The 25,932-nt window shown below is 63.2% G+C and carries 20 protein-coding genes, 1 tRNA gene and 4 pseudogenes; 11 read left to right on the forward strand and 14 right to left on the reverse strand.

What is annotated here, in order from left to right; genetic code table 11:
• Positions 1-4 precede the first annotated feature (4 nt).
• The 5 genes and pseudogenes from AC2S9W_RS02240 to istB (AC2S9W_RS02260) all read right to left on the reverse strand — a co-directional run.
• Positions 5-1,174, reverse strand: a complete 1,170-nt coding sequence (locus tag AC2S9W_RS02240) for an ABC transporter permease (protein WP_486571564.1) — start codon at positions 1,172-1,174, stop codon at positions 5-7.
• The gene (locus AC2S9W_RS02245) at positions 1,171-2,955 is read right to left on the reverse strand and encodes an ATP-binding cassette domain-containing protein (protein WP_486571565.1); all 1,785 of its coding nucleotides are present in this window, start codon (positions 2,953-2,955) and stop codon (positions 1,171-1,173) included. The genes AC2S9W_RS02240 and AC2S9W_RS02245 overlap by 4 nt, the downstream gene beginning before the upstream one ends.
• Before the next feature lies 1 nt (position 2,956).
• On the reverse strand, positions 2,957-3,988 hold the full coding sequence (gene hlyD, locus AC2S9W_RS02250; RefSeq protein ID WP_012049890.1) for a secretion protein HlyD: 1,032 nt from the start codon (positions 3,986-3,988) through the stop codon (positions 2,957-2,959).
• On the reverse strand, positions 3,985-4,593 hold the full coding sequence (locus AC2S9W_RS02255; RefSeq protein ID WP_012049889.1) for a TetR/AcrR family transcriptional regulator: 609 nt from the start codon (positions 4,591-4,593) through the stop codon (positions 3,985-3,987). The genes hlyD and AC2S9W_RS02255 overlap by 4 nt, the downstream gene beginning before the upstream one ends.
• A gap of 493 nt (positions 4,594-5,086) precedes the next feature.
• Positions 5,087-5,758 (reverse strand): annotated as a pseudogene (gene istB, locus AC2S9W_RS02260) (IS21-like element helper ATPase IstB); the annotation flags it as partial.
• Positions 5,759-5,908: 150 nt separating this feature from the next.
• On the opposite strand from istB (AC2S9W_RS02260), the pseudogene istA (AC2S9W_RS02265) reads away from it, so the two are divergent.
• Together istA (AC2S9W_RS02265) and istB (AC2S9W_RS02270) are read left to right on the forward strand one after the other, a co-directional pair.
• A pseudogene (istA, locus tag AC2S9W_RS02265) lies at positions 5,909-7,163 on the forward strand (IS21 family transposase).
• Positions 7,160-8,015: pseudogene (istB, locus tag AC2S9W_RS02270) on the forward strand (IS21-like element helper ATPase IstB). The pseudogenes istA (AC2S9W_RS02265) and istB (AC2S9W_RS02270) overlap by 4 nt, the downstream one beginning before the upstream one ends.
• A gap of 77 nt (positions 8,016-8,092) precedes the next feature.
• Here the strand turns inward: istB (AC2S9W_RS02270) and istA (AC2S9W_RS02275) are convergent.
• Positions 8,093-9,088: pseudogene (gene istA, locus AC2S9W_RS02275) on the reverse strand (IS21 family transposase); the annotation flags it as partial.
• A gap of 716 nt (positions 9,089-9,804) precedes the next feature.
• Between istA (AC2S9W_RS02275) and AC2S9W_RS02280 the strand changes: the two are divergent.
• Positions 9,805-10,797: an AAA family ATPase gene (locus AC2S9W_RS02280; protein WP_012049856.1), complete on the forward strand. Its 993-nt coding sequence runs from the start codon at positions 9,805-9,807 to the stop codon at positions 10,795-10,797.
• Between the two features lie 68 nt (positions 10,798-10,865).
• Positions 10,866-13,421: a S8 family peptidase gene (locus AC2S9W_RS02285; RefSeq protein WP_012049855.1), complete on the forward strand. Its 2,556-nt coding sequence runs from the start codon at positions 10,866-10,868 to the stop codon at positions 13,419-13,421.
• Here AC2S9W_RS02285 and AC2S9W_RS02290 read toward each other — a convergent pair.
• Positions 13,412-14,701, reverse strand: a complete 1,290-nt coding sequence (locus AC2S9W_RS02290; RefSeq protein ID WP_016745823.1) for a hypothetical protein — start codon at positions 14,699-14,701, stop codon at positions 13,412-13,414. The genes AC2S9W_RS02285 and AC2S9W_RS02290 overlap by 10 nt on opposite strands.
• Before the next feature lie 231 nt (positions 14,702-14,932).
• Here AC2S9W_RS02290 and AC2S9W_RS02295 point away from each other — a divergent pair, with 231 nt between their 5' ends.
• On the forward strand, positions 14,933-15,121 hold the full coding sequence (locus tag AC2S9W_RS02295; protein ID WP_218042325.1) for a hypothetical protein: 189 nt from the start codon (positions 14,933-14,935) through the stop codon (positions 15,119-15,121).
• A gap of 37 nt (positions 15,122-15,158) precedes the next feature.
• On the opposite strand, the gene AC2S9W_RS02300 is transcribed toward AC2S9W_RS02295, so the two are convergent.
• Complete coding sequence (locus tag AC2S9W_RS02300) at positions 15,159-15,503, reverse strand: DUF2958 domain-containing protein (RefSeq protein ID WP_016745822.1); 345 nt, start codon at positions 15,501-15,503, stop codon at positions 15,159-15,161.
• Between the two features lie 773 nt (positions 15,504-16,276).
• Between AC2S9W_RS02300 and AC2S9W_RS02305 the strand changes: the two genes are divergently transcribed.
• The 4 genes from AC2S9W_RS02305 to AC2S9W_RS02320 all read left to right on the forward strand — a co-directional run bounded on the left by AC2S9W_RS02305 (position 16,277) and on the right by AC2S9W_RS02320 (position 19,746).
• The gene (locus AC2S9W_RS02305; RefSeq protein WP_486571566.1) at positions 16,277-17,530 is read left to right on the forward strand and encodes a tyrosine-type recombinase/integrase; all 1,254 of its coding nucleotides are present in this window, start codon (positions 16,277-16,279) and stop codon (positions 17,528-17,530) included.
• A gap of 68 nt (positions 17,531-17,598) precedes the next feature.
• Positions 17,599-17,829 carry a helix-turn-helix domain-containing protein gene (locus tag AC2S9W_RS02310; protein ID WP_293862211.1) on the forward strand — a complete coding sequence of 77 codons (231 nt, stop codon included), beginning with the start codon at positions 17,599-17,601 and terminating at the stop codon, positions 17,827-17,829.
• Between the two features lie 203 nt (positions 17,830-18,032).
• A complete protein-coding gene (locus AC2S9W_RS02315; RefSeq protein WP_293862213.1) occupies positions 18,033-18,230 on the forward strand; it encodes a helix-turn-helix transcriptional regulator in 198 nt (65 codons plus the stop codon).
• Positions 18,231-18,234: 4 nt separating this feature from the next.
• Complete coding sequence (locus AC2S9W_RS02320; protein WP_323016102.1) at positions 18,235-19,746, forward strand: hypothetical protein; 1,512 nt, start codon at positions 18,235-18,237, stop codon at positions 19,744-19,746.
• A gap of 320 nt (positions 19,747-20,066) precedes the next feature.
• Here AC2S9W_RS02320 and AC2S9W_RS02325 read toward each other — a convergent pair whose 3' ends face one another.
• From AC2S9W_RS02325 to AC2S9W_RS02340, 4 genes are all read right to left on the reverse strand, one after another.
• Positions 20,067-20,711 (reverse strand): hypothetical protein, encoded by a 645-nt coding sequence (locus AC2S9W_RS02325; RefSeq protein WP_486571567.1) that lies wholly within the window; start codon positions 20,709-20,711, stop codon positions 20,067-20,069.
• Positions 20,712-20,714: 3 nt separating this feature from the next.
• The gene (locus tag AC2S9W_RS02330; RefSeq protein WP_486571568.1) at positions 20,715-21,041 is read right to left on the reverse strand and encodes a hypothetical protein; all 327 of its coding nucleotides are present in this window, start codon (positions 21,039-21,041) and stop codon (positions 20,715-20,717) included.
• Between the two features lie 46 nt (positions 21,042-21,087).
• A complete protein-coding gene (locus AC2S9W_RS02335; protein ID WP_486571569.1) occupies positions 21,088-21,384 on the reverse strand; it encodes a hypothetical protein in 297 nt (98 codons plus the stop codon).
• Positions 21,385-21,748: 364 nt separating this feature from the next.
• Positions 21,749-21,823 (reverse strand) — tRNA-Gly (locus AC2S9W_RS02340).
• A gap of 207 nt (positions 21,824-22,030) precedes the next feature.
• Here AC2S9W_RS02340 and AC2S9W_RS02345 point away from each other — a divergent pair.
• Both AC2S9W_RS02345 and AC2S9W_RS02350 read left to right on the forward strand, forming a co-directional pair.
• Entirely contained in the window at positions 22,031-22,942 is a 912-nt protein-coding gene (locus tag AC2S9W_RS02345; protein WP_486571570.1) for a tetratricopeptide repeat protein, read from the forward strand.
• 7 nt (positions 22,943-22,949) lie between these two features.
• Positions 22,950-23,600 carry an LON peptidase substrate-binding domain-containing protein gene (locus AC2S9W_RS02350; protein WP_076077196.1) on the forward strand — a complete coding sequence of 217 codons (651 nt, stop codon included), beginning with the start codon at positions 22,950-22,952 and terminating at the stop codon, positions 23,598-23,600.
• A 103-nt stretch (positions 23,601-23,703) separates the two neighbouring features.
• Here AC2S9W_RS02350 and AC2S9W_RS02355 read toward each other — a convergent pair whose 3' ends face one another.
• A complete protein-coding gene (locus AC2S9W_RS02355) occupies positions 23,704-24,384 on the reverse strand; it encodes a sigma factor (RefSeq protein ID WP_486571571.1) in 681 nt (226 codons plus the stop codon).
• Positions 24,385-24,542: 158 nt separating this feature from the next.
• Positions 24,543-25,772 carry a UbiH/UbiF/VisC/COQ6 family ubiquinone biosynthesis hydroxylase gene (locus tag AC2S9W_RS02360; RefSeq protein WP_067186324.1) on the reverse strand — a complete coding sequence of 410 codons (1,230 nt, stop codon included), beginning with the start codon at positions 25,770-25,772 and terminating at the stop codon, positions 24,543-24,545.
• Positions 25,773-25,932: the final 160 nt, after the last annotated feature.

A 25,932-nucleotide genomic window follows, 5' to 3' on the forward strand; every position in this document is an offset into this window, starting at 1 on the left:
CTCCTCACTCCAGATTCTTGCGCGTGGCGCGTTTTGCCAGGACGAAAAACAGAAAGCCGATGGCAGCCATCGCCAGCAGGTTCGGCACAAAGACCACCCAGATGTCCCCGGCCAGAAACACGGTCTTCAAGGAAGAAACGAAATAGCGCGCCGGGATAAACCAGGTGATAGCCCGGATCGGCGCCGGCATGGCGTCGATCTCATACAGAAAGCCCGACAGCATGAATGCGGGCAGAAAGCCCGAGAACAAGGCAATCTGCGCGGCCAGAAACTGATTGCGGGTGATGGAGGAGATCAGCAGTCCCTGGCCCAGCGCAGGCACCATGAATGTCGCCGAAAGCAAAAGGAGTGCGGCCAGTGACCCGCGCAGCGGCACGCCGAACGCAAAGACCGCCAGCGCCGTGGCCCCAAGCGTGGCGAGCATCCCGAGCGCGAAATAAGGCAGGAGCTTACCGATCAGGATTTCCGCGACCGATGCGGGCGTGGAGAGTACCGCCTCCATCGTGCCGCGCTCCCACTCGCGCGCTACCACCAGTGCGGTCAACATGGTGCCGATGATGGTCATGACGATGGCGATGGCGCCGGGCACGAGCGAACGGCGGCTCTCCAGTTCGGCGTTGAACCAGTATCGCGGCTCCAGTGTTACGCTCGCCTGAGATGCCTCGATACCGAGGCCGCCCCGCCAAGTCTGGACGACGCCCTGTGCGTAGTTGGTGACATAGTTGGCGGTATTGGGCTGCGAGCCATCGGCGATGATCTGTACGAGGGGCCGCGCGCCGCGATCGGCCAGGCGCTGCTCGAAATCCTGCGGAATGACTACAAATCCGCGCAATTCGCCCGAAACGACCCGGTCGGACACCTCGCGCCGATCATGGGCGAAAGTCACGTCCAGATAACGGGTTCCGGCGAATGCGGCGGCCAGTGACTGCGCCGAGGCAGATTCGGATTCCTGCACGACGCCGATACGCACTGCCCGCACGTCCAGTGACACCGCATAGGAAAACAGAAGCAGCAGGACCACCGGAAGGACAAAGGCGATCAGCAGCGTGGACGGATCGCGGACCGCCTGCAGGCTCTCCTTGACCACCAGCGCCCAAAGGCGTTTCGGGTCGAAGCGGCGCATGGCCTCCGGCGGCATTCGGCGATCCCGGCGCGATCCATCCGCGTCGTTCATGCGGCGACCTCGCTACGGGCGACATCGGCGAGATCTTCGGCTTCGACCAGATGAATGAACGCGTCTTCCATGGTCGGGTCCGGCCGGGCATCGCTGGCGGCACCGCGTTTGAGAGCGTCCGGCGTGTCCAGCGCGATCAGCCGGGCGCGATAGAGCATCGCTACCCGGTCGCAATATTCCGCCTCGTCCATGAAATGGGTGGTGACCATCACAGTCACGCCCTTGCGGGCAAAACCGTTGATGTGGGTCCAGAACTCCCGCCGCGTAATCGGATCGACGCCCGAAGTCGGCTCATCCAGAAACAGCACCGGCGGGCGATGCATCACCGCGCAGGCCAGCGCCAGGCGCTGCTTGTATCCGAGCGGCAGAGAGTCCGGCGCTGACGACAGCCAGGGCTGCAAGCCGAAGATTTCGATCATTTCCTCGATCCGCGCCCGCTGCGTCGCGCCGTCCAGACCATAGACGCCAGCGGAGAACTCCAGATTCTGTCGCACGGACAGCAAGCCATAGAGCGAGAACTTCTGCGCCATATAGCCAAGCTGACCTTTGACCGCCCCGGTCGCGCGGCGCAGATCAAGCCCCGCCACATGCGCCTCACCGCTGGTGGGTTTGAGCAGGCCGCACAGCATCTTGAAGGTGGTCGATTTGCCAGCGCCATTCGGCCCGAGCAGGCCGAAGATTTCGCCCTTGCCCACCTCGAAGCTGATATTGTCGGTGGCCGTGAAATCGCCGAAGCGTTTGGTCAGGTTCCGGCAGGAAACGGCGATATCCGATTCAAGCCGGATAGGCGGCAGCCCCTCGGCAAGGGCCGATGTGCCGCCGGGGCCGCCGCCAAGCAGATCGATGAAGGAATCCTCGAAGCGGGCGGGCACGGGTTTGAGTTGCGCCGCGATCCGATCGGCAAGAGCACTTATCTGGCCGGTTCCCGCACCGGGGCGCAACACGATGCGAACACCGCTGCCCTGAATCACGCCATCGCCCACGCTGCTCAGGTCCAGCGCCTCGGCCAGCACGGCCCGGCGCTGATCGCCAACCTGTTCCAGACGGAAGCTGCGGCCGGCAAGGCGCCCGGTCAGTTCTCCCGGCGGTCCATCATAGGCAAGCCGCCCCTCGTTCAATAGCAGCACGCTGTCACAGCGTTCGGCCTCGTCGAGATAGGCGGTCGACCAGACCACAGCCATGCCCTCGTCGGTCAGCGCCTGCACCATGCGCCACAATTCCTGACGGCTGACGGGATCGACGCCGACGCTCGGTTCATCCAGAAGCAGAACGGCAGGCCGTGCCATCAGTGCGCAGGCCAGGCCGAGTTTCTGTTTCATGCCGCCGGACAGCTTGCCCGCCAGACGCCCGGTAAAGGGGGCAAGACGCGTGAAGTCGAGCAATTCGGAAAACAACTCGCCGTTTCGGTCGGCATCCATGCCGCGCAACTGCGCATAGAGCCGCATATTCTCCATGACCGACAAGTCTTCGTAGAGACCAAAGCGCTGCGGCATGTAACCGGTTGCGGCATGGATGGCGTCATTGTCGTCCACCACATCAAAGCCCGCCACCGTGGCGCGGCCGCTATTCGGCGCCAGCAGACCCGTCAGGATACGCATCAGGGTTGTCTTGCCCGCACCGTCCGGTCCAACCAGCCCGGTCAGGCGGCCAAACCGGATCTGTGCGTTCAGATCCTGCAATGCCTGCACGCCGCCGAAATGCTTGCTCACCCCATCGATGACGACCGCGACCTCATCCAGCGGGGCAGGTGGCGGGTCCGATGCTGCGCTACCGGACGCCATGTCAGCGGCCTTTGGCCTGCGCGCTGGATGCTGGCCCGGCATCGACGTCGATGGTCACCGGCATGCCCTGGCGCAGCGCGGCATCCGCATTGGTGACCACGATCCGCAGGCGATAGACCAAATCCGTGCGCAGATCCGTGGTCTCTACCGTTTTTGGCGTGAACTCGGCGCGCGGTGAAATAAACCCGATCTGGCCTTGATAAACCTTGTCGGACGAGTCGCTATGGACGCGAACCCGCATCCCGGGCGCGATGCGCCCCAGATCCGGTTCTCCGATATAGGCACGCACATAAACCGGCGCATCAAGGCTCACGCTGTAGATCGGGGTCTGGCTAACAACCATGCTGCCGGGTTCGCGCACGCGGGCAATCACGGTGCCGGTGCGCGGCGCAAGCAGCACTGTATCGGCAAGCGCAGTGGCGGCTTGCGCCCGTGCCGCTTGTGCGGCGGCGAGGCGGGCCTGCCCCGCTGCGACATCTTCCTTGCGGAAGCCTTCTGTGGCTTGTGAATAGGCGGCCCGGGCCGCATTGGCGCCGGCGACGGCTTGGTCGCGCGCGGTGCGGGCGGCATCGACCGTCTTTTGACTGGCGGCGCCTGAGGCGAGCAATTGGCTCTGACGATTGAAATTGCGCTCCGCATCTCTGGCGACAGCCGAAGCCTGATTGAGTGCCTCGCGCGCCTGGACGATCTCCTGAGGGCGCAGGCCGCGGAGCAATTTGTCGAGGTCCGCCTGAGCAACACCCACGGACGCATCGGCCGCAGCCACACCTTCCTCGAACGGCTGCGCGTCGAGGACAGCCATGCGCGCACCCGCTTCGACGTGATCTCCTTCATCGAAGTGCATCTGCGCAACACGACCGGGTTGCCGGAAGGCGAGTTGAACCTCGCGAATGTCGACATTGCCATAGAGGCGCAGAGCCTCGTCGTCATGGCTGCCACGCTGCATCCAGACCCATCCGATCCCGATTATTGCGACGACAGCGACAATAATAAAGACCCGCTTGGGAATGCCGGGCAGGCGGATGCGCTTCATTGCACTGCTCCGATTCCGCGCAGATATATAGCGAACACGCCGGGAGCATCGCGACGAATATGGGTTACATCGCCCGCCAGCATCGATTGCATGACGAGCCCCTGGATCGTGCCGATAAACAGGGTGGTGGCGGCATCCGGATCGAGGTCGGCACGCAACTCGCCTCGCACCTTTCCCGCCTCGAGCAAGCCACGAAGCCGCTCTCCATAGTGCCGGATCAGCGTCTGGGCCATGCGCTTGGGAAGAGTCTCACCCGGCCGCTGCAACTCCCCGAAAAGCATTCGTGGCACGCCCGGGTGGTCAGACACGAAATCGATATGTGTCATGAAGACCGCTTCAAGGGCGGCCTTCGGAGACGCGGCCCCTTCCGCGGCCTTGTCGACGCGGGCGAGTAAACGGTCGGTCACCCAGGACATCACCGCCTCCAGGATGGCGTCTTTGGTCGGGAAATGACGGAACAGCGCCCCCTGGGTCAGCCCCATTCGCTGCGCGATGGCCGTCGTTGTGATGTCACTTGGGTTTTGTTCTGCAGCCAGGTCGACCACCGCCTCCACGGTTGCCGCTCGACGTTCGTCCGCTGGAAGATACTTGGAGCGGTCACTCATTGCTTGCGCTTTCTAAAGAGAGTAATCTATTACTATCTATCTGCGATGTGTAGCGGTTGCAAGATGGGAAGTGCCGGAATGGAGACAGTCATTGTTCGCAATGTATGGAAGATGACCCGTGGTTGGTTGAGCTGCGTTGTTGGCCCGGCTCCTGATTCATATTGTGAGCGTGGCCGAGCCTGAATCACAGTAATGTTCCCACCTCGATCAACGCCTAGAATGCAATATGCACCAGCGGGCAGTGCGGCGGTGATTTGAGCTCTGCCATTGGCCTCGAATCGATCCATTGATCAGGAACCAGCGTAAACTGAAGCGTGTCAAACGGCGTTCAAAAGGGACCCCCGATCGGCGTCGAAGAGGGACCCCCTTTTCGGATAATATGATGCTGGTTTGTTGAAGATGGCCTTGCGCTGCGTGCGGCGGAGGGCGGGCGTAGCCCGACCGGAGGCGCGCGCAGCGCAAGATAGATTTTTGAAGGCGCCGAAGGTGGCTGTCAGCTGCGGTTTTTGAAGCGCCAGCTGTCGTTGCCCGTCTCGACGATATCGCAGTGGTGGGTGACGCGGTCGAGCAGCGCCGTGGTCATTTTGGGGTCGCCGAACACGGTAGGCCATTCGCCGAAGGCGAGGTTCGTGGTGATGATGACGCTGGTCCGCTCATAAAGCTTGCTGATGAGGTGGAACAGCAACTGCCCTCCCGAGCGGGCGAACGGCAGATAACCGAGCTCGTCGAGCACGATCAGGTCGAGCCGCGACAGCTGCGCCGCCAGGGTCCCGCCTTTGCCGATCCGGGTCTCCTCTTCGAGGCGTGTCACCAGATCGACGGTGTTGAAGTAGCGGGCGCGAGCGCCCCTTCGCACGACATTGGCGGTGATCGCGATGGCGAGGTGGGTCTTGCCTGTCCCCGTGCCGCCGACCAGCACGATATTGCGGCGAGGCGGGAGGAAGGAGCCGTCATGAAGGGACCGGATCATCTCCTCATTGATCGGCGTGCCCTCGAAGCTGAACCGCTCCAGGTCCTTCACCACGGGCAGCCTCGCAGCCGTCATCCGATAGCGGATGGAGGCTGCATCCCGGTGGGTCGCCTCGGCGCGGAGCAGATCGGTCAGTATCTCCATGGTGGTGCGCTTGCGCTGGAGGCCGGTGGTCACGGCCTCGTCGAACGCCGCCGCCTGTCAGAGGGCGTGTAATTCTCCGCAAAAGTGGGCTTTGAAAATTCCCTGATTGTTGGACGAGGTTCCCCAATGAGCCGGGGTTAACCCCGGCTCATTGGGGAACGCCAAAATCGGCGCGATGACCTCCCGGAGGAGGCGGCGCTGATGATCCGACTTGGAGAAGCCATGATGATATTGGAGCTACACCGGCAGGGGCTGTCGGTAACGGCGATTGCGCGCCGGACGGGGCGCGACCCCAAGACCGTTCGCAAATATATCGAGCGCGGCGTGGAGGTGCCGGCGTATGGCCCGCGCAAGGTGGGGCGGCCGTGCAAGATCGCGCCCTATATGGAGTTCCTGCGTGAGCGTGTGACGGCGTTCCCCGAGTTGACGGCATCGCGGCTGACCCGCGAGATCAGGGAGATGGGCTATGCTGGTGCCTATACGGCGGTGAAGCGCTATCTGGCGGCGATCCGTCCCGAGCATGATCCCAAGCCCTATGAGGTCCGCTTCGAGACGAAGGCGGGCGTGCAGGGCCGGTCGACTTCGCGCGGTTCGTTGTCGAATTTACCGACGAGCCGGGAGCGGTGCGCATCGTCTGGCTGTTCAGCCTGGTTCTCGGCTACTCGCGGTTCCTCTTCGCCCGCTATGTGCTGCACCAGGATCTGCAGACGCTGCTGCGTTGCCATATGCAGGCCTTCGAGTTGCTGGACGGCGTGCCGATCGAAATCCTCTACGACCGGATGAAGACGGCGGTGACCGGCGAGGACGATCAGGGCCATATCATCTACAATCCCTCGCTGCTGGCGCTGGCGAAGCACTACCGCTTCCAGCCCGGGCGTGCCGCCCCTATCGTGCTAAAACGAAAGGAAAAGTCGAGCGGCCGTTCCGCTATATCCGCGAGGACTTCTTCCTGGGCCGATCCTTCCGCAATATGGAGGACCTCAACGCCCAGCTCATCGCCTGGCTCGACACCGTCGCCAACGTTCGGGTGCACGGCACGACGCAGCGCGTGGTCGCGGAGGCCTTCGCCGAGGAGCAGGGGGAACTGCAACGCCTGCCCGATCACCGCTTCAACGCTGTTCTGAAGCTTGAGCGGCGGGTTACCCATGACGGCTTCGTATCGGTTGGCGGCAATTTTTACAGCGTGCCCGACCGGACCCGCCGGATCGTGGAGGTCGAACAGCTGCCGGACCTGGTCCGCATCATCGATCGCGGCATCGTTGTTGCCGAGCACCCTGTGCTCGAAGGGCGCCGGCAATATCGTATCGACCGGCGCCATCGCACCGGACGGCCGCATCCGCGCACGCCGGATCGGCCGACCATGATGATCGGCCGGATCGGCGATCATGTGCCGCTGCGATCGCTGGCGGTGTACGAAGCCATCGGCGCGAGCCTTGCGATGGAGGGACGGCCATGAACGGGACGGCTCCATCCTCGCGCGTGGACTCGATCCGCCGGAGCCGGTGAACCTCAAGATGCCGCGCGCGCTCGAGATCCTCGACGCGACCCTGCGGCGCATCGAGCAGGGCCAGATCGACGGCATCGAGGCGCTCGACGAGCTCTTGGGCGAAGAACTGTCGCTGCGCGAGAACCGGCGGATCAAGGCTGCCCTGCGCATGGCCCGGCTGCCCGTGGTCAAGACGCTCGCCGGCTACGACTTCTCGTTCCAGCCCTCGCTCGACAAGAACCGCATCCTGGCGCTGGCCGGCCTCGACTTCATCGAACGCGCCGAGGTCGTCCATCTGCTGGGGCCGCCCGGCACCGGAAAGAGCCACATTGCCACGGCGCTTGCGGTCGAGGCTGTCCGTGCTGGCAAAGCGGTCTATTTTATCCCGCTCGCCGATCTGATCGCCCAGCTTGCCAAGGCCGAACGTGAAGGCACGCTCAGGGAGAAGATCCGCTTCCTCACCGGGCGTCGCTGCTGGTCGTCGACGAGATCGGATACCTGCCCGTCACGCCGGGCGGCGCGAACCTGTTCTTCCAGCTCGTCAACGCCCGCTACGAAAAGGGTGCCATGATCCTGACATCCAATCGCGGCTTCGCCGAATGGGGCGAGGTCTTCGGAGATCCCGTCGTCGCGACCGCGCTGCTCGACAGGCTCCTCCACCATGCCGTCGTCATCCAGATCGAGGGCTCAAGCTACCGCATGCGGGAGCACGCTGCGCTCATCCCCGAAAACCTGCGCAGCGCCGCCTCGTTCAATCCGCCCACGCCGAAGCGTCGAGGCCGCCCGCCAATGAAGGGAAATCAAGATCCAGCTCACGGCTGATCACCGAAACATCGCAACCACCAACATAGGGAATTTTAACCGCCCACATCTGCGGAAACTTCGGTGCCCATTGACATGCGATCGAAGCTGATGAGGCAGGTGCCGGTGACGGCATGCTCGCTCTCATGGAAGCCGTCGAACGGTGCCAGGATCGGCTGCAGGGCCGGTCGCTCCATATCCAGCGCCTCGGCGACGGTAATATCCCCGCGTTCGGGATGGGCATGATGCTCGGCCCAGCGCCGGCACTCGGCCTCCAGCCACCCGTTGAGCTCGGCCAGGCTGGCGAACCGGAGTCGCGGCTGGAAGAAGCGGCCTCGGATCGTCTGGACCTGCTGCTCGACCTGGCCCTTCTCCCATCCCGCCGCCGGCGAGCAGGCGGTCGGCTCGACCATGTAATGATCGGTCATGATCAGGAAGCGGCGGTTGAACACACGCTCCTTGCCGGTGAACACGGCCGTCACCGCCGTCTTCATATTATCGTAGATACCGCGTCGCGGCACACCGCCGAAGAACGCGAACGCCCGGGCATGGGCATCGAACAGCATCTCCTGGCCCTCGCGCGGATAGGCCCGGACATAGGGTGCGCGCGAGTCGCAGAGACGCATATGCGCCACCTTCACCCGCATCGGCTTGCCGGCGATCTCCACATCCTCGTGGCTCCAGTCGAACTGGTAGGCCTCACCCGGCTGGAAGGTCATCGGGATGAACGCCGGTGCGCCTTCGCCAGCATCCTTCCGCCGCGCAGCACGCCAGCGCGCCGCATAGCGGCGCACCGCATCATAGGATCCATCGAACCCCTCGCGCACCAGCAGGTCATGGATACGCGTCATCCGTAGCCGATCGCGGCGGCCGCGACCTTCGTTCTCCTCAAGCAGCGCATCGAGACGATCCTGATAAGGACCGATCCGCGGCAGCGGCTGGACTTTGCGCTGATAGTTGAACGCCGCCTCCGGCGACCGGATCGCTTTGCGGACGACCTTCCGCGACAAACGAAGGTCACGAGCGATCGCCTTGATCGCCTTACCCGCTGCATGCTCACGCCGAATCCGAACCACTGTCTCCACGATCAACATCCCGTTCTCGCCAACTGATCAAAACCAGTCGGCCGACTAAATCCCCGGGATGAAGGGGTCCTTTTTGCACGCCGATCACCCCACGAAGGGGGTGCCTATTGCACGCTGATCCTCAGCCTGTGGGCCAGCCGTCGCCGTGCCCTCCGGCCAGAGCGAGAGTGCTGCGCTGGGGAAAATGACGCGCGACCCCTGCGCGGCGCCAGCCGCCAGAGTGCGCTCCCTAGATCCCCGCGCTCACTATCGGGGCGTTGCGGGGTGTCCCCGCTCGAAGGGGTCTGGCGAGACCCGCAGGGGCTTGTCAGCAGGGGAAGGCTTTCCCCCTCAAACCGTATAGGATGAGGACAACAACAGCATATTCCGCACGCTGGAAGCGCGTTAAGAAGACTATCGGCTGTGGCTAGAATTAAGTGCCCCGGCGGTATGCGAGGCAGGGACCACCGGGGGATACCGGCTCCATATGGATGATCGGGGAGGAAAAGCCAAGGATCACCGCTGCGCGCCTACGTTCATCTGCCAGGCGGTTCTACAGCGTCCCGTCTCCACCGGCGCTTTGCGAGCCCATGCTACCAGTTCGCTCAATATCGCGGCCTGAGCTGAACAAATTTCTCCCGGATATTCGGTGACTTGTTACACTATGAGAGCGCCGCACCGTTTGCGCGGTTGTCATGACGGCTCGGTGCCTATACCCGTCAGTTTGCAGGAAAGGAGGAGCGCTGATGTCAACCAAGCAGATCGTCGCGCTGCTCAATTCGCACGTTGCTGGGGACGAAGAGCAATTTCTGTCGATAGCGCTCCAGGTTGCGGCACAGCAAGCGCGCCAAGGCAATGCCGAAGAGGCGAACCAGTTGAAGCGCCTCGTCCAAAAGGCGCGCGAACGGCTTGGCAACGCGCCTACCGGCCAAGCGCCAATCCCTCTGGCGCGGCCGCGCGGCGAGTTGCAAGGGCTGGTCGAGAGCAGCTATCCGAAGACCAAGCTCGACAACATGGTGCTTGGCGAGGCCATTCGCTCGCGGTTGCAGCGCGTTGTCCGGCAGCAAAGCGAGCGGGCGACCTTGCGCGATCATGGGCAGGTTCCGGCGACGCACCTGCTGCTTGTCGGGCCTCCGGGCACGGGCAAGACCATGACGGCCTCGGCACTCGCGGGAGAGCTGCGCTTGCCGCTGTTCACGGCACGGCTGGACTCGTTGTTCAGCCGCTTCTTTGGGGAGACGGCCGGCAAGCTGCGCTTGCTGTTTGATCAGATTGCGCAGACCCGCGGCGTCTATTTGCTCGACGAGTTCGACGCGATCGGTTCGCGTCGTGGCGATCCCAATGACGTCGGCGAGATTCGACGGGTTCTTAACTCGGTGCTCTCCTTCATGGAGGAGCCTAACTCAACCGACAGTATCGTCATCGCGGCGACCAACCATGTCGAGATACTCGACAAGGCGCTGGCACGCAGGTTTGATGAAGTCATCGAATATCGGCTGCCCGATCCCGAGTCCGCGCGCGCGATCCTCTCACGCCGGCTGGGACGCTACCGCCTGACCGCCAAGGCTTGGGCGTCGATCGCTCCCATCACGGAAGGCTTGAGCCAGGGGGAGCTGGTGCGCGCGGCCGATGCCGTCGTGAAGGACGCTATCCTCGAAGGGGCGAAGTCGATCTCGGCCGACCATTTGCGCATCGCGCTCCAAGACCGCCAAATCTTTCGACAGAGCTTTGGACATTGAAGCGCCGGCATCGTCCGTCGGCGAGAAGAGACCGCGTGGGGAAGCGGTGGGAATGACTTGAGGGGGGTATGCCCGAAAATGAAGCCGGTGCGGCGCCACGCCAGCCGCATATCTCGATCACGCGATGGCGCGAGGCAGCGCAGTATGTCTATCCCCGACTTCGGCGCGAACGACGCGAGCGGCGTGAAGACTACCATGCCCATGCCGCAGCCCTGCTCGGACAGCTGGGGGAAGCTCTAGGCAACCTCCCGCCGCCCCAAGAGGACGTCCGCATCCCGGTCGACGGGCTGAAACGCGGCGTTCTCGTCGAGGTCGAGACGATGGTGCCGAGCGAGCGCGCCAAGGCCACGAAGATACCGGCGCTGGATTTCCCGGCGCAGGAGATCGTCGTCCTCCGTTCCGAGCGTAGCGAGGATCGCACAGAGCGGGCGGTAGTGTTCGTTCCCGATGACGCTCGCGCATTCCTGACCGGCCGGATCGCGGCCTATGGCTCCGAAGATCTCGGCAATCACGAGCGTCCCGACATCGACAAATTCGAGGTGATCGAGGCGATCCGCGCCGGTGCGGCGCGCACGCTCGTCGTCGGCACGCCGGACTTGGCATCGCCAGCGCCGCAGTGGTGGGAGCTTTGGCTGCGTCGCCCCGATGCGATCGTGGAGGCGGTGGTGGCGGCCGCGCAGCAGGCGGGGCTCGACGTGTATCCCGACCGGCTGCAATTTCCTGAAACCTCGGTCATATTCGTGCTCGGAACAGCCGAGGCGACCCTTGGGCTCGTCGGCCGCCTCAACGGCGCGATCAGCGAAGTGCGGCGCGCCAGCCAGAGCATCGAGCCGTTCCTTGACCAAGGCGACAAGAGCTTGGGGCAGCACGCGCTTGTGGCCGAATATTGCGGGCGGGTGACGCCTCCGCCAGCGGATGCGCCGGTGGTTTGCGTGATCGACACGGGCGTTGCGGCAGCGCACCCGCTGATCGCTCCCGCGCTGGCCGGTGCGTGGACTGTGAACGATGCCTGGGGCACCGACGATCACGCCGGCGCCGGCGGGCATGGAACGGGCATGGCGAGCCTTGTCCTGCATGGCGACCTGCTTGGGCCTATGAGCGACCAACGCCAGGTCGTGCTCGGCCATGCCGTCGAATCCGTGAAGTTCCTTCCGCCCGGCGGCTTTCCGGCGACCGAGCCGGCGCGCTATGGCATTATCACGCAAGCAGCCGTGGCCGTGGCCGAAATCGAACGGGCCAATATCCCGCGCAGCTTCTGCATCGCCACCTCCTCGCCCGATCTTTCTTCGGAGGCGCCATCAAGCTGGAGCGGCGCGGTCGATCAGATTTGCGCCGGCTCAATGCCGGGTGAGCAGCAGGCGGGGCTCGCCGCCAAGGATCACCCCAAGCGTCTCGTGCTGATCGCCACCGGCAATATGGACGGCGGGCTCAAGGCCGTGGTCGAGCAGCATCATGCACTCGAAGACCCCGCGCAGAGCTGGAATGCGCTCACTATCGGCGGATACACGGCGAAGGCTGACCAGGCGCAAGACGAACCCGAGTTGATTCCGCTGGTCGCGCCGAACGAGCGCAGCCCATTCAGCCGGGGATCGCAGACCCTTCCGGCTGACCTGACGCCGATCAAGCCCGACGTGCTGTTCGAGGCCGGCAACATGATGATGGACAATGCCCAGTTTTGCGGCTGGCACCCGGCGGTCTCGCTGCTCTCGGCAGGCAGGGATGTGGCTACGGAGCCGCTGGTGCCCTTCTGGGCGACCAGCGCCGCGACGGGCGTGGCCGGCAATTTCATTGGGCGACTCAAGGCCGATCTACCCGGCCGGTGGCCGGAAACCTACCGCGCTCTCACCGTCCATTCCGCCGAATGGCCTGGGCCAATTCGTAAGCTGCTGATCGGCACCGGCCGTAGCTGGAAGACGGGCAGCAAGGGCACGAAGCAGCAAATCCTACGCAGCATGGGCTTTGGCGTGCCCAACCTGGTTCGCGCGGCCGCGTCGGCGCGCAATGATGTGACCTTGCTCGCCGAGGCCGAGATTCAACCTTATGCCGCTTCAGCCGACGGGCGCTCGGCCGTATTCAACGAGGTGCATTTCTACGCCCTCCCTTGGCCGAAGGCAGCGCTAGAAGCGCTGGAAAACGCTTCGGTGATGATGAAGGTGACGCTCTCCTATTTCATCGAGCCCAACCTTTCAGGCCGGGCCAGCACCCGACCCGACACCTATCGCTCCTACGGCCTGCGCTTCGCCTTGAAGAAACGGCGCGAGACGGCCAATGATTTTCGGACACGATTGAGCAAGACCGAGGAGAAGGCGGAAAAGGCCGGTCAGGAGACCGACTATTGGTTGCTCGGGCCGCAGGCCGTTCAGGCTGGGTCGCTTCATTGCGACCTGTGGCGAGGTCCGGCAATCGACCTTGCCGCGCACGACCAGATCGCGATCTATCCGGTTGGCGGCTGGTGGAAATCGCACATCGGACAGAACCGCATGAACGACAAGGGCCGCTATGCGCTCGCGATCTCCATCTCGGCGCCGGATCAGGACGTCGACCTTTATGCCGAGATCGCGGCGGCGATCGAGGCGCGGATTGCCGCCGAAGTGGCGGTGGCAGCCGGGCCGGATCAAGGGTGATGAGCCTCGCTCGGAGCCAGGTCGATTTGCTGCACCTCGTGCTGAGCCCGTCGGGCCTCCAGCCAGTCCAGGCCAGCGCTCGTCAACTCCCAGCGCTTCGCTGCGTGATCGCCCGACCCAATGCAGCGAACCCATCCGCGCTTCTGTAAATCGGAAGCCGCGAGACCAACGGATCGGTAGAATTTGAACGGATTGCTGAGCTGATCCTGAATCTCGCGACTGGTAAGCGGGCCGGATTCGAGGAGCGCGAGGATTTCCGGCGTGCGCCCCTGGCCCGGCGATGAATAGTGCCTGGACGCAGCCTGCTGGGCGCGATCCGCAGCATCGCGTTCGACTGCACGGCGCGCTTTGTTGGGACTCATCGCCTTGCCGGCGAGCTTCGCGGCCGCGATTGCGGTCGTGCCTTGTTTGGTGAGCCGGTAGATCGGCGCGCGTCCCGGCATCGGCCTTTCCTGAACGATGTAACCCGACATCCGCAATCGCTGGAGATACTGACCCGCGCTTGGAGCCCGCTTTGACCGGACACCCGCTGCGGCGCTGATGTCGAGTGCGCGGGCTGGTCCGAGCGCATCGAGAGCGAGTAGGAGACGCACCTGTTCGGGTTTCAGCGCTGCGGAGACGTCGTTGCCTGGTAGGTGCTCACCTTCGAGATCATAGGCGCTGTGCGTCAATCCCTTCTGAGTGAGCCGGATAAGCTGGCGTTTGGGAGTCCCAGCCTTCTCGACAAGCCCCTTGGCGACAAGACGCTTGAGTGCGCTGTGGGTCGACTGGCCGAGCCGCTCGACGAGTGCTGCTCGGCGCGCGCCGCCGACTGGCGGAATGAGCCTCAACGTCGCCTTTTCGAGCGAGCCGATCTTAGGTTCGCGATCCACCAGGACGTCGAGCGTCCTTTTCCCGCTTTGTGCATAGACCCATTCGGAGGACTCACCGGGTGTAGGCAGACGGCGGATAAGGCCGGATTTCATCAGCTTCTTGAGAATCTGGTCCACCGCTTGACGGCTGACACCCTCTCGCTGGCGAAGTTCTGCGGCCGTGGCTGGCTTTGCTAGAGCATCATAAATGGTTTGTTGCCGCGTCCCGAGCTGTCCCCGAAAATAGGGTTCGCGTTGCTTCACCGCGATCTCCGCATCGAGCGGTCGGCTCCCATCTCGAAACAGGCCGTGACTGACGCGCACAAGGTGCCCGTCCATCAGCAGCAGTTCGAGCGCGGCGCGCGAATTGCGCACATGCTTGATGTCACGCCAGCGCACCACGCCGCGCTCCCGGACGATTTCAAGCATGGTGTGCGCCCCAGTCCCTGGATTGGGTTCCCATCGGGGCGGCCCGGAAAGTAATTTGTCGGACGTTACCGCACGCACGGCAACCCGCACTTCAGTGGCCCCAAAATGATGCCGTAGAACCTGCTCCAGCCGAGTTGCATCCACTACAGGACAGTCAAACTCCACATCGACTCGATATCCTTTCGACTTCCGCACAACTTCCCCCGGAGTGGCATCACCGCAATAGCCGCAATGGAGGCAAGCGTCACGTTATGCCAGCATCACAACGCTGACCGGCTGGCTGTTGCCGAGCGCAGCGGCGTGGATCATCAGCTATTCGACTTGGCCCGCGCTCTATCCGGCCGTGCTGATCCTCATGCTCAATGCGGCGAGCGGCAAACTCACGGTGCGCCAGTGGTCGTTCCGTTTCTGCCGGATTGAGCGCCCCGCCCGCGCGGGCGGGGCACATGAGCAGTCGCTAGGTGATGACGACGCCGGCCGCGATAGCCATGCGGGCGTATCGACTCAGCGGATACTTCGCCTCGAAATAGAGGTCGCGTTCGACCGGGAGCCCCAGCGGGCCGCGCAGCGCCTCGATCTCCGCAAGGCTGACCGTGCCCAGTTCGGGTTCGCCGAGGCCGGGATCGCAGAGGCCGTAAAGGATGTCGGGCTCCTGGGGATCGCACTCGCTGATGAGCCAGGTGGCGCCAGCGTCGGGTGTGAACAGCTTGACGACGGGCTTGGGATCGAACTCGGGATGCTCGATGCTCAAGCGGCCGTTGGCGATGAGCTGCGCGCGGATGGTGTCGGTGATGAGCTGCATGACTGTCTCCATTCGGGAAGCCCTCCGATCGAGGGCGTGGAGGCGTTCGACCGGCGCAAGCGAGCGGCGGGGTCAGGCCCTACTCGGTCTGGTGCGGGCCGGGCTTGACCCCGACGCGGCGCCGGTCAGGCGTCCGTAACTGCCTCGCCGGGGAGGCCGAATGGGAGCGTCGATCGGCTTGGTCCGAGGTGCGCGTGAAGCGGCGGCGACAACAGCCGCGAGGCTTCCTGGGTCCGAGCGCATGATCGCGGATAAGCGCGCTGTCTCCAGCTTCGGCCCGATTGTCTCCAGCCGGCGGAGCCATTGTCTCCAGCCACCGGGTCGCGTGGAAGGGGCGAAATGGCCGCGCGGGGGCGCAAAAGATCGGGCGCAACCTGCGCCAGCCAACGCCAGGGGCGGCCCATTCTTGGCGATTTTCTGGAGACATTATGGAGACAACGGGCTTTACAGAGGGCGCTGTCTCCAACGAAAAAGCGGCCCGAAGGCCGCTAATCCGCTGATTTCTATATAGAAAACTGGAGCGGGCGAAGGGATTCGAACCCTCGACCCCAACCTTGGCAAGGTAAGGGATTGGCTCCATTGAGCGCCTTGCCCGTTATTGCCGTTCCCAGATTCCGGGGAAAACCAAAAATCGAGCGTTATGCCTGTTTTATGGCGTTTCCTACAATTTCAGAGGTTCCCCGTGGGGATATAGTGGGGATGGAAATTCATTCTCTGACTTCCTAGATAGAGGACAATCCCCACTGCAAATCCCCACTAACAGGAGTCAGCAAATGGAACAACCGCGCCGCCCCCGTGGTCGCCCCAGCCGCTACGCCGCGTATGAAGAGTTGGAAGCCTCGCTACCCAAGGTGATGACGAAGCGGCCAGCTTATCATGACAGGATCGGGCTTTTCCGAGGGCAGAAGGCATTCACTGTTTGGGTGAAAGTCCGCATGACACGCGGAGGCGACTATAAGGGCCGGACATACAAACCCGGCGAGTCCGTTGAGATCAAGCTAGGGGAGCGAGCATCATGGTCGTGGCCAGAGTTGGAACAGGAACGCGACCGGCTGCAAGGGCTGGCCGACAAGGGCGAACCGCTTGTTGCCAAGATACCGTCATCCTTTGACGAGTATGCAGACGCATGGCTCAAGCGGAAGAAGGCGACGGCGAAAGGATATGTCACCCTCAAAAGCCATGTGGAGAAATATCTGAAAACTGCCTTCGGACGAAAATCGCTAGACGCAATCTCGGTAGCAGACGTCAATAAATGGATTGCCACCCAACGGGCGACCCTGAAACCCGCGACTGTCCAGCGCCAGTTGGCCACTTTCAACGCGATCATGAACGACGCCGTGCGGACAGGGGAACTTGACCGCAATCCTTCCGAGCGCGCTGACCGCATCCGCGACATTGAGGGGCGTCAGCGATTTGTCACTGACAAGGAATGGAAAGCCATTCTCGCTGCTGCCGAGAAAATCGAGAATGAGAAGGCGAAGCGAGCCGAGCAGATGCCGTTCGAGAAGCGGGGATGGCTGACAGACTTTGTGACCTGGGCCTATCATTCAGGCATGAGGCGAGCCGAAATCCTCGGCCTTACCTTTGCCTCGATCCGGGAATTGGAGCCGGGACATACTGTCGTGGAAGTCACCGGCACAAAGAGCGGCAAGTCCCGATTTGTCACTTGCACACCGGAAATGCTCGCCATCGTAGGACGATCAAAAGATGCAGAACGCGCGAAAGATGATGATCGGATTTTTCCGTTGTCGATGACAACCGCCAAACGCGCCCTAACCAAATTGTGGAAGGCCACCGGCTTAGATGATGTCCGGCTGCACGATCTGCGCCGGACGCACGCAACCCAGCTCATCTTGAACGGCATCGACGTGCGAACAGTGGCCGGACGATTGGGCCACACCGGCACGGGAATGCTCGCCAAGCATTATGCCGTCGATCTCGGCGATAAGCAGGCTGCGGAGGCTTTCCATGCGTTCAGCAAAGGCGATGCAAGGGCTATGGGAGGGAAGGCAGCGCCAGAGGAGTAATCTGGGTTGCTAAATGAGATAAAAGCGCCCGTGGACTAATAGGCCCCATTTTTGGCCTAACCTCGACGATGGACGAGGGGGTCATATTGCGCGAGCTTGGCAGCCGAATCAGAGCCCAGCGGAAGCGCGTCGGTCTGACACAGGAACAATTGGCGCTGGTGGCTGGCGTTGACCGCTCCTATTTCGGTGCTGTCGAACGGGGCGAGCGCAACATCACCTTCATTGTCCTGTATAGGCTCTCTATCGCCCTGAAATGCGACATTGCCGCGTTGACCGGAAATCTTCCGCCCACCGCCTAGCCTTTCCCAGATCGCAGCCAAAAATGCCGGCCTTGACCATCGAAACAATGATCCCCTATGTCGAATCTTCTTGACATTTAATAACCAATCTGGTAAAATATAGGTATGGATGGGGATTTCGCTCCATCTCTATCAGGATCTATAAACACGCTAGAGTGTGGAGTCCCAGCTCCACGCTCTGCAACTGCATGGAGAAAATGCAGATGATTGAAGCCGCCTTTCTTACCGACAAAGATGTTGCCAGCTACCTCAACCTCTCCCCTTCGTGGGTGAGAGGGCAACGACACAAGCGAAGGCATGGACTACCTCACATCCTTGACGTGGACGCCCGCTACATCGGTTCGTGCGCCCGCTATTTGCGGAGCGAGATAGACGCCTTCGTCGCCGGTCTAATCGAATAATCCAATGGACTTTGACAATTGTGTGTCTTGGCTGGAGGCAGCATCGCCTGCCTCCCCGGCCTCCCATGATGAAATCCCCGACAATCGGGGGCAAGCCAACCGCTATGCCGCAGCGCCAACCAGTGCCATCGCCGCACAGCCATCTCAAATCCTGCCACCGGACCCGCTTGCCGCCGGCCCCGCCAGCGGAAAGGCTGCGACGGGCCTCGAACTGCTTAAAGGCACATGGCTCGATCCGGCTCTGGATTTCCGCGACCCGGAAGGCGACGCCTTGGCTACGGCGGCCTTGTCGCTCATTACCGCAATCGAATCGCGGCGGCGCAAACCAAAGCAAGCCGACGCACGAAACCGCTACGCTCTTGTCCGGGCAATCCTCGCCAATGGCTTCCGGTGCCACTATCATCGGCGCTCAAATCGGATTGCCTATTCGCGTAGAGCCGAGGGTTATCCCGATGGCCCCGGCTGGCTGAATGGCAGGGCGATGGCTCACACCATCGATCTTCTAGAAGCCGCCCGACTTATCAAGGCCTATCCCGGCAAGAGGGGACAGGCTTCCACATACCATATCATGCCGAGGCTCTACGGCATGGCCCAAGACTGCGGCGTTACCCAGCACAGCCTGACCTTGTGCCTGCCCCCGGAACGGCTGGTAAGGCTCCGCGAGGGAAATTCCGACACTTCCTATCTAACCTTCGAGCCGACCGACGACACCCGCCGCTGGGCAGAGCAGCTACAGGCATACAATGCCTTTGTCCGGCAACAGAATATTGCTCTGGCTCTGACGGAGGAAGAGGAAGCCGAATGGGTGGAGAATTGGAACGCCGAGAGATGCGCGCGGAAGAGCGGGGATTGCCCGGTCCTCATCCACCCCGAATTGCTCCAGACCGATCTATACCGGCAGTTCAACAACGGCTCGTTCGATCAGGGCGGCAGGCTCTATGGAGGCTGGTGGATCAACGTGCCGGGACGGTTGCGGAAACGGATAACGATCAACGGCAGACCGACCGTGGAACTGGATTTTTCCGGCTGCCATATTCGGATGCTCTACCACCAACGAGGCATCGACTATCAGGGCGATCCCTACCGGCTGGACGAGCTGGTCGCCTGCGAGAAGGAAAATGGCCTGTCGCCTGACTATTTCAGGGAAGGAATGAAAAGCCTGACCCAAGCTCTCATCAACGGCAATCCGGGGGGCCAGCCCGAACTGGCGAGGATCAAAGGATTTTCCTTCCTTCCTTATTTCCAGCGACCACAATTACGCCGAATGATCGAGGAGAAACACGCCCCTATCGCCAATGCTTTCGGCACCGGGGCGGGACTACGCCTGCAAAGGCTGGATTCCGACATTGCCTTGTCGATTATCACCCACTTGCGGAAGGAAGAAATTGTTTCTCTTCCCATCCATGACAGCTTCCTCGTGGCAAAGGATAGAGAGGACGAGTTACGTCGGCTGATGGAAGAAGAGTATATGTTTATATTTCATCATCTACCTAAGATTAAGATAAGTATAAAATAGAAAAAATCCCAGCTACCAGAACGCCTTCATATAAGGGAAGGCATAAAAAATATCGTGACATACCTGTTCAACTTGGAACGTATACTTAACATCACCTCCCCCTATGCCCCTAAATTGCCCTACAAAGCCCACACAGAGCCATTGGGGGTTGGGAGGTGGTTGGGTAGCGGAACGCTCCCGAAGGACCTGAGCTAGCGTTTATGTTGTTATTGCTCCCCGGCACCCCTCAATGAAGCTCCAACTCCTCCCGCCACATTGATCGGGGTCCGTGTTTCCTTTCCATTCGTTTCCCCGGAACGCGGCCTGCAATTCCGTCAGATCTAATGAACTGGAAGTTCGACCAATTCACTATGCTCGTTGCGTGCCAGTTCGCACAGAATGTCCGACCATTGAGCAGGAATCGTCTCTTCGGCCCGGTATATTGAGATTGCCATATCGAAGCGACAAAGGCGGCGCTGAATATCGCCGCGTACAAGGCCATAACCATCGACGGATTCCAACAGTCGGAGCAAACGCTCCATGTTTTCTTCGGATTCCCGCGACAAAGCATGGGGAGGAGGCGGCAAGGCGGAAACTGCCGCGTCGGCTAGCGGCGACAGCATTCGTTCGCCTTCTTCAATGCCCCACAGACATTGAAGCCGGACTAGCCGCTCTGCTCCTTCACTTCCCCAGCGGCGAAAACGGATTGCAAGCCACGCATCGCCTGACCGGCACTCTGTAATCCCTCCAGCTTGGGGAGACGATGGCCAATGCCTGCCATCATATTCAGGATTGGCTTCCTCTGCGGTGAAAACCGCGCCGCAGCGACACACCAGTAAACCCGTCTCGGTCTGCCAATAGTCCCCTCGTCCCCATCCGTCCGACCATTGCCGCCAACCAAGATTATTCGTCGAGGCCATCCGCGGACAAGTGTCCGTCCGTCCGCAATCCGGGCAGGTCAGCTTTGAATATATGAAGCTGGTCATGCGCTACACCTCCTCAACCGGTGCTTCTCCCATCGGCAACCACCCTTCTTCCGAACCATAGAGGAGACCAATTCCAAATCCGATCAGACACCACACCATTCCGGAAAGGTGAACGCCCCACAACTGGAAATGCCAGCCGACAGAATGCACCCAATACAGGGATACCGCCAGAAAGATCATTCCAACTACGATAGAAGCTCGAACGGGATGATCTGTGTAACGAAAGGCCAATGTTATGCCTCCCCCGGCAGTCAGCGCGAACAACGGCGCAATCATTCCCGCTAATCCGAGCCAAACCCCTTCTTGAAATATGGCCACGACCCCTGTCATGAGTGTCGCGATCCCGTATAGATATCTGATACTGCCCATAATGACTCTACGCCTCCGTGCTCAGTTTGCTCCCGCGCCGCCGTTCCCGAAAGCTACGGAAAGCCGAGAATATTGCCGTTGCCAATGTCGTGGCGAGGCTAACGTAAAGGATGTCTCGTCCCCATCGGCTCGACGCCCCCAGAGCAAAATGGATCACCACACAGACCACAATCGCAGCGAGTAGCAGAAACCAAAATATCGGCTGATCGGGGGGCTTGCGAGCCACCAGATAACCCGCAATCAGCACCTGCGGATGCCCCAACGTAGCGAGCGTCCCGCCCAGCAATCCCGCAATTTGGTTCATTAACCGCCTCCTGCTATCAATGCCCTCGCGAAGCTCGATAGCATTGAGGTGGTTAAAAATGAGATACGATAGGCCGTGGACCTATAGTCACCATTCCAGATTTGCCCAATTCCGCTGGAACAGAGTTCGCGCCACAATCCATTTTCGATTTCTTTTTGGTAGTCTGGAAGACCGCCAGACTAACGCAAACATTGGGCAGGGTTTCACCCCCTCCCCCTTCGGCCGAGAAGAGGACTTGCAGAAAAAACAGGAATTGGACGCGCGAATGGAGATCAGCGCGATCTTTAAGGTTCCATATGATGGGGATACAGTGGGGCGCTCCTTGCGCTGATCGCGCGGCAGCAACCTAAGTCTTTGAAAAATCTGGAGCGGGCGAAGGGATTCGAACCCTCGACCCCAACCTTGGCAAGGTTGTGCTCTACCCCTGAGCTACGCCCGCTCTGGCGGCTGGCGACCGGGTGGTGCCAGCGGGTGAGGCGCGCGATTAGCATCGGCTCGGAGAGTCGGCAAGCCCTGTTTGCGCTTTTTCGCGCAAGGGTTGGCAAGCCGCCTTCAATTCCCACATAAGCGGATCGACACAGTCCGGCCCGGCGCTGCAACAGCCGCGCCGGGCCCGGCAGAACGACACAAGCAGGAGCAATCATCCGTGGCCACGCTCGGTCTCAATGCGCAGGACAAGGAAGCCGTCGAAGCCTTCCGCCGCGACGTCGTCGATCCCTCGATGAGCAAGCTCGTCATCCTCGATTTCTGGGCCGAATGGTGCGGGCCGTGCAAGCAGCTCGCCCCCGTGCTCGAAAAGGTCGCCGCCGACTATGCCGACAAGGGCGTCGTGCTGGCGAAGGTCGACGTCGACGCGAACCGCTTCATCGCCAGCCAGTTCCAGGTCCAGTCGATCCCCACCGTCTATGCGATCTTCCAGGGCCAGCCGGTCGCCAACCTGACCAATGCGCGCAGCGAGAGCCAGCTCAAGGCGATGCTCGACCAGCTTCTCGCACAGCTTCCGATCGAGAGCGAGGCGGGCGCCCGCGCGGTCGAGATCGCGCCGCTGCTCGAAATGGGCGAAGCCGTGCTTGCCGAGGGCGACGGCCAGCGCGCGGTCGGCATCTTCGGCCAGATCGTCGAGATCGCGCCCGACAACGCCGCCGCGCACGGCGGGCTGATCCGCGCGATGCTGCTCGCGGGCGACCGCGAGGGTGCGCAGGGCGTGCTCGACGCGCTGCCCGCCGAAATCGCCGGCGACCCCGCGATCGCGCAGGCGCGCAGCGCGCTGGCGCTCGCCGCCGACGCGCCCGACGCGGGCGAGCTCGGCGCGCGCGAAGCCGCGGTCGCCGCCGACCCCGCCGACCATCAGGCGCGCTTCGACCTCGCGGTGGCACAGATCGGCGCCGGACAGCGCGACGCGGCCGCCGACAATCTGCTCCACATCATCGCCGCCGACCGCGAATGGAACGACGGCGCGGCGCGCGCGAAGCTGCTGTCGCTGTTCGAGGCGGTGGGGCTCGAAGACGCCTGGGTCGCGGCACAGCGCCGCCGCCTGTCGCTGATCCTCTTCGGTTAGGCCAGGCATGGACGAAACCGCGCCCCTCACCATCCAGCGGATCGCGATCTTTCCGCTGCCCGGTGCGGTGCTGTTCCCGGGGCTGCACCTGCCGCTCCACATCTTCGAGCCGCGCTACAAGGCGATGGTGCAGGAGGTGCTGGCGCGCGACCGGCAGATCGGGATGATCCAGCCGCGCCAGATCCCGGGCGAGGAGGATCGCGAGCCCCCCGCGCTCTACGACATCGGCTGCGTCGGCCGCATCGTCGATGTCGAGGCACTCGACGAAGGGCGCTTCAACCTCGTCCTCGAGGGCGTCGCGCGCTTCCGCATCCGCCGTGAGCTCGACGTCACCACCCCCTTTCGTCAGGTCGAAGCCGAGATCGAGGCCGAAGGCGAGGAGGAGGCGGTGCTGTCCAGCGTCGAGCGCGCCAGCCTCGAGCGCGAGGCGAAGCGCTTCGCGCAGCGCCAGGGCTATGTCGTCGACTGGGATTCGGTCGGCCAGCTCGACGATGCGACGCTGGTCAACGGCATCGCGCAGGTCGCCCCCTTCGACGCCGCGGCGAAGCAGGCGCTGCTCGAGGTGACGCCGGTCGGCGCGCGCGCCGAACTGGTCATCCAGTTCATGCAATTCTTCGGCCGCTTCGACAGCGACGACGGCCGCGCGACGCTGCAATAGAGTGTTTTCAAGTCAGGCGGAACCGCCTGACGACTCGGAAAACGCGGTAAAAAACAATCTAGAGTACCGGTTTTGAATCAATCAAAACCGGTACTCTAGCGGCTCAGCCCGCCGCCGCGTGGCGCGCGATGTCGGCGAGCGCGCGGCGCACGATGTGGCGGTCGCTTTCGCAAAGCCGCGGCCCCGCCTCGACAGGCAGGAGATGACGGCGGACGAGCGCCTCCTCGGCGGCGAGGCGGGCGTCGGTCCGGTGCGAGCCCCGCGCACCGGGCGCCAGCCGCCGCCGCGCGGACCACGCCGCGACGAGGCGGTCGGCGGCGGCATTGGCGAGGCGGTCGGCTGCCGCCCGTTCGGTCGCCGCCTCGGCCTGCGGGTCGGCGAGCCAGCCGTCGGCCCCCTCCCCCGCCAGTGCATCGAGCGAGAGCGGGACGCCCGCTCGTGCCGACCCGCCGCGCTGGCCTCCGCGCAGTCGCTGGCGCAGCGCCTGCAACTCGGCGCGGATCGGCCATGCCATATAGGTGGCGAAGCGCGCGCGCCGCGGATCGTAGCGCCCGATGGCGCAGTGCAGCGCGATCGCGCACGCCTGTTCGGCATCCTCGGCGACGTCGGAAAGGCCATGGGCGCGGATGAAATAGCGGATGCGCGGCGCCGCGAGCGCCATCAGCCGGGCGAAGGCGCGGTCGACCCCGGCGCGGGTCCGCGGTCCGGGCGCGGCCTCCCCCTCGGTGCGCGCCGCGATCAGCGCCTCCGCCGCCCGTTCGATCGCCTCGCTCTTCGCCGACATGCGCCCCTCCCGGTAACGACTGCGTTACCGGCGGGATAGGACATCATGCTGAATCACGGCCTGCCGCGCGGCTAGGGGACAATACGTAGAACCGGGTGACCCGGTCATGTCGAGCGAAGTCATCCTGTCCGGCTTCCGCCCGGACTAGGGTCAGGACCCTAGATCTCCGCCCCCGCGAGCAGGCGCGGCAGGTCGCCCGCCTCGCCGCGCGCCTCGTCCATGAAGAAGCGCTTGAGCAGCGGCATGCGCTGCACCGCGCCCAGCCCCGCGCGGCGGACGAGCGAGGCGGGGCGGCCGGGGATACCGAACAGACGGGTCAGCCCGTCGGTCGCGAGGCTGACCATCAGATTGTCGAGACCGCGCCAGCGCTGGTAGCGCGCGAGCAGCGCCGCATCGCCGAGGTCGAGCCCGATCCGCGCACCCTCGACCAGCACCTCGGTCAGCGCCGCAACGTCGCGCAGCCCCAGGTTGAGCCCCTGTCCCGCGATCGGGTGGATGCCGTGCGCGGCGTCGCCGACCAGCGCGATGCGGTCGGCGACGATCCGCGCGCTGTGGTGGAAGCCGAGCGGATAGGTCATGCGCGGCGCGACCAGTTCCATGTCGCCGAGGATGCCGCCGGCGCGCTTGCCCAGCTCGGCGAGGAAGCCGCGATCACCCAGTTTCGCGAAGGCGGGGCCGTCCTTTTCGGACACGGTCCACACGAAGGCCGAGCGATGGCGGCCCTGCTCGTCGTCGACGAGCGGCAGAAGCGCGAACGGACCCGAGGGAAAGAATATCTCGTGCGCGACCCGGTCGTGCGGTTTCGAGTGCGCGACCGCGCCGATCATCGCGTGATGATGATAGGACCAATTGGCGATGGTGAAGCCCGCCGCGTCGCGCGTCGGCGAGCGGCGTCCCTCGGCGACGATCAGCAGCGGCGCCGTCAGCCGCGTGCCGTCGGCGAGCGTCAGCGTCACGCCGTGCGCGTCGACCGCGCGGTCGACGACCTTCGCCGGCATGAACAGCCGCACCAGCGGCGCATCGGCGAGCGCCGCCGCGAGCGCGAGGCGAAGCTGGCGATTCTCGACCATCGTGCCGAGCGCGGGGGCGTCCTCGGCGGCGACGAAATCGAGTTCGCCCGCCTGCCCGCCGTCGCTGACCTTGATCGCGCGGATCGGGCAGCCGTGCGCCGCCAGCCGGTCGGCGACGCCGATCACCCCGAACATCTGCCACACCGCGCTCGCGATCGCCGAGGCGCGCCCGTCGAAGCCCGGCGCGATCGTCGCGACCGGGTCGGCGGGATCGACGATCTGCGACGACAGGCCGTGATGGGCGAGGGCGAGGGCGAGGGCCTGGCCGACGAGGCCGCCGCCCGAGATCAGGACATCGCTGCGCAGGGGTTCGCTCATGTCTTTGCCCTAGACCGCAACGGCGCGATTGGGAAGCGGGCGCACACGAAGATCGCCTTTCGCGCCCCGAAGGCCGACGATGGGTTCGGTCTGAACAGCACAAACTCTGGGTAGCAGGGGACACATTCGATAAGCTGGTGCCGACCGAAGGCGTCATCTG

Source organism: Sphingopyxis sp. 550B, assembly GCF_057401805.1.

Bases quoted from the DNA above. Each gene is read 5' to 3' on its own strand.
- AC2S9W_RS02240 (WP_486571564.1), bottom strand. From the start codon at position 1,174: ATGAACGACGCGGATGGATCGCGCCGGGATCGCCGAATGCCGCCGGAG.
- AC2S9W_RS02245 (WP_486571565.1), bottom strand. From the start codon at position 2,955: ATGGCGTCCGGTAGCGCAGCATCGGACCCGCCACCTGCCCCGCTGGAT.
- hlyD (WP_012049890.1), bottom strand. From the start codon at position 3,988: ATGAAGCGCATCCGCCTGCCCGGCATTCCCAAGCGGGTCTTTATTATT.
- AC2S9W_RS02255 (WP_012049889.1), bottom strand. From the start codon at position 4,593: ATGAGTGACCGCTCCAAGTATCTTCCAGCGGACGAACGTCGAGCGGCA.
- AC2S9W_RS02280 (WP_012049856.1), top strand. From the start codon at position 9,805: ATGTCAACCAAGCAGATCGTCGCGCTGCTCAATTCGCACGTTGCTGGG.
- AC2S9W_RS02285 (WP_012049855.1), top strand. From the start codon at position 10,866: ATGCCCGAAAATGAAGCCGGTGCGGCGCCACGCCAGCCGCATATCTCG.
- AC2S9W_RS02290 (WP_016745823.1), bottom strand. From the start codon at position 14,701: ATGCTTGAAATCGTCCGGGAGCGCGGCGTGGTGCGCTGGCGTGACATC.
- AC2S9W_RS02295 (WP_218042325.1), top strand. From the start codon at position 14,933: ATGGAGGCAAGCGTCACGTTATGCCAGCATCACAACGCTGACCGGCTG.
- AC2S9W_RS02300 (WP_016745822.1), bottom strand. From the start codon at position 15,503: ATGCAGCTCATCACCGACACCATCCGCGCGCAGCTCATCGCCAACGGC.
- AC2S9W_RS02305 (WP_486571566.1), top strand. From the start codon at position 16,277: ATGGAACAACCGCGCCGCCCCCGTGGTCGCCCCAGCCGCTACGCCGCG.
- AC2S9W_RS02310 (WP_293862211.1), top strand. From the start codon at position 17,599: ATGGACGAGGGGGTCATATTGCGCGAGCTTGGCAGCCGAATCAGAGCC.
- AC2S9W_RS02315 (WP_293862213.1), top strand. From the start codon at position 18,033: ATGATTGAAGCCGCCTTTCTTACCGACAAAGATGTTGCCAGCTACCTC.
- AC2S9W_RS02320 (WP_323016102.1), top strand. From the start codon at position 18,235: ATGGACTTTGACAATTGTGTGTCTTGGCTGGAGGCAGCATCGCCTGCC.
- AC2S9W_RS02325 (WP_486571567.1), bottom strand. From the start codon at position 20,711: ATGACCAGCTTCATATATTCAAAGCTGACCTGCCCGGATTGCGGACGG.
- AC2S9W_RS02330 (WP_486571568.1), bottom strand. From the start codon at position 21,041: ATGACAGGGGTCGTGGCCATATTTCAAGAAGGGGTTTGGCTCGGATTA.
- AC2S9W_RS02335 (WP_486571569.1), bottom strand. From the start codon at position 21,384: ATGAACCAAATTGCGGGATTGCTGGGCGGGACGCTCGCTACGTTGGGG.
- AC2S9W_RS02350 (WP_076077196.1), top strand. From the start codon at position 22,950: ATGGACGAAACCGCGCCCCTCACCATCCAGCGGATCGCGATCTTTCCG.
- AC2S9W_RS02355 (WP_486571571.1), bottom strand. From the start codon at position 24,384: ATGTCGGCGAAGAGCGAGGCGATCGAACGGGCGGCGGAGGCGCTGATC.
- AC2S9W_RS02360 (WP_067186324.1), bottom strand. From the start codon at position 25,772: ATGAGCGAACCCCTGCGCAGCGATGTCCTGATCTCGGGCGGCGGCCTC.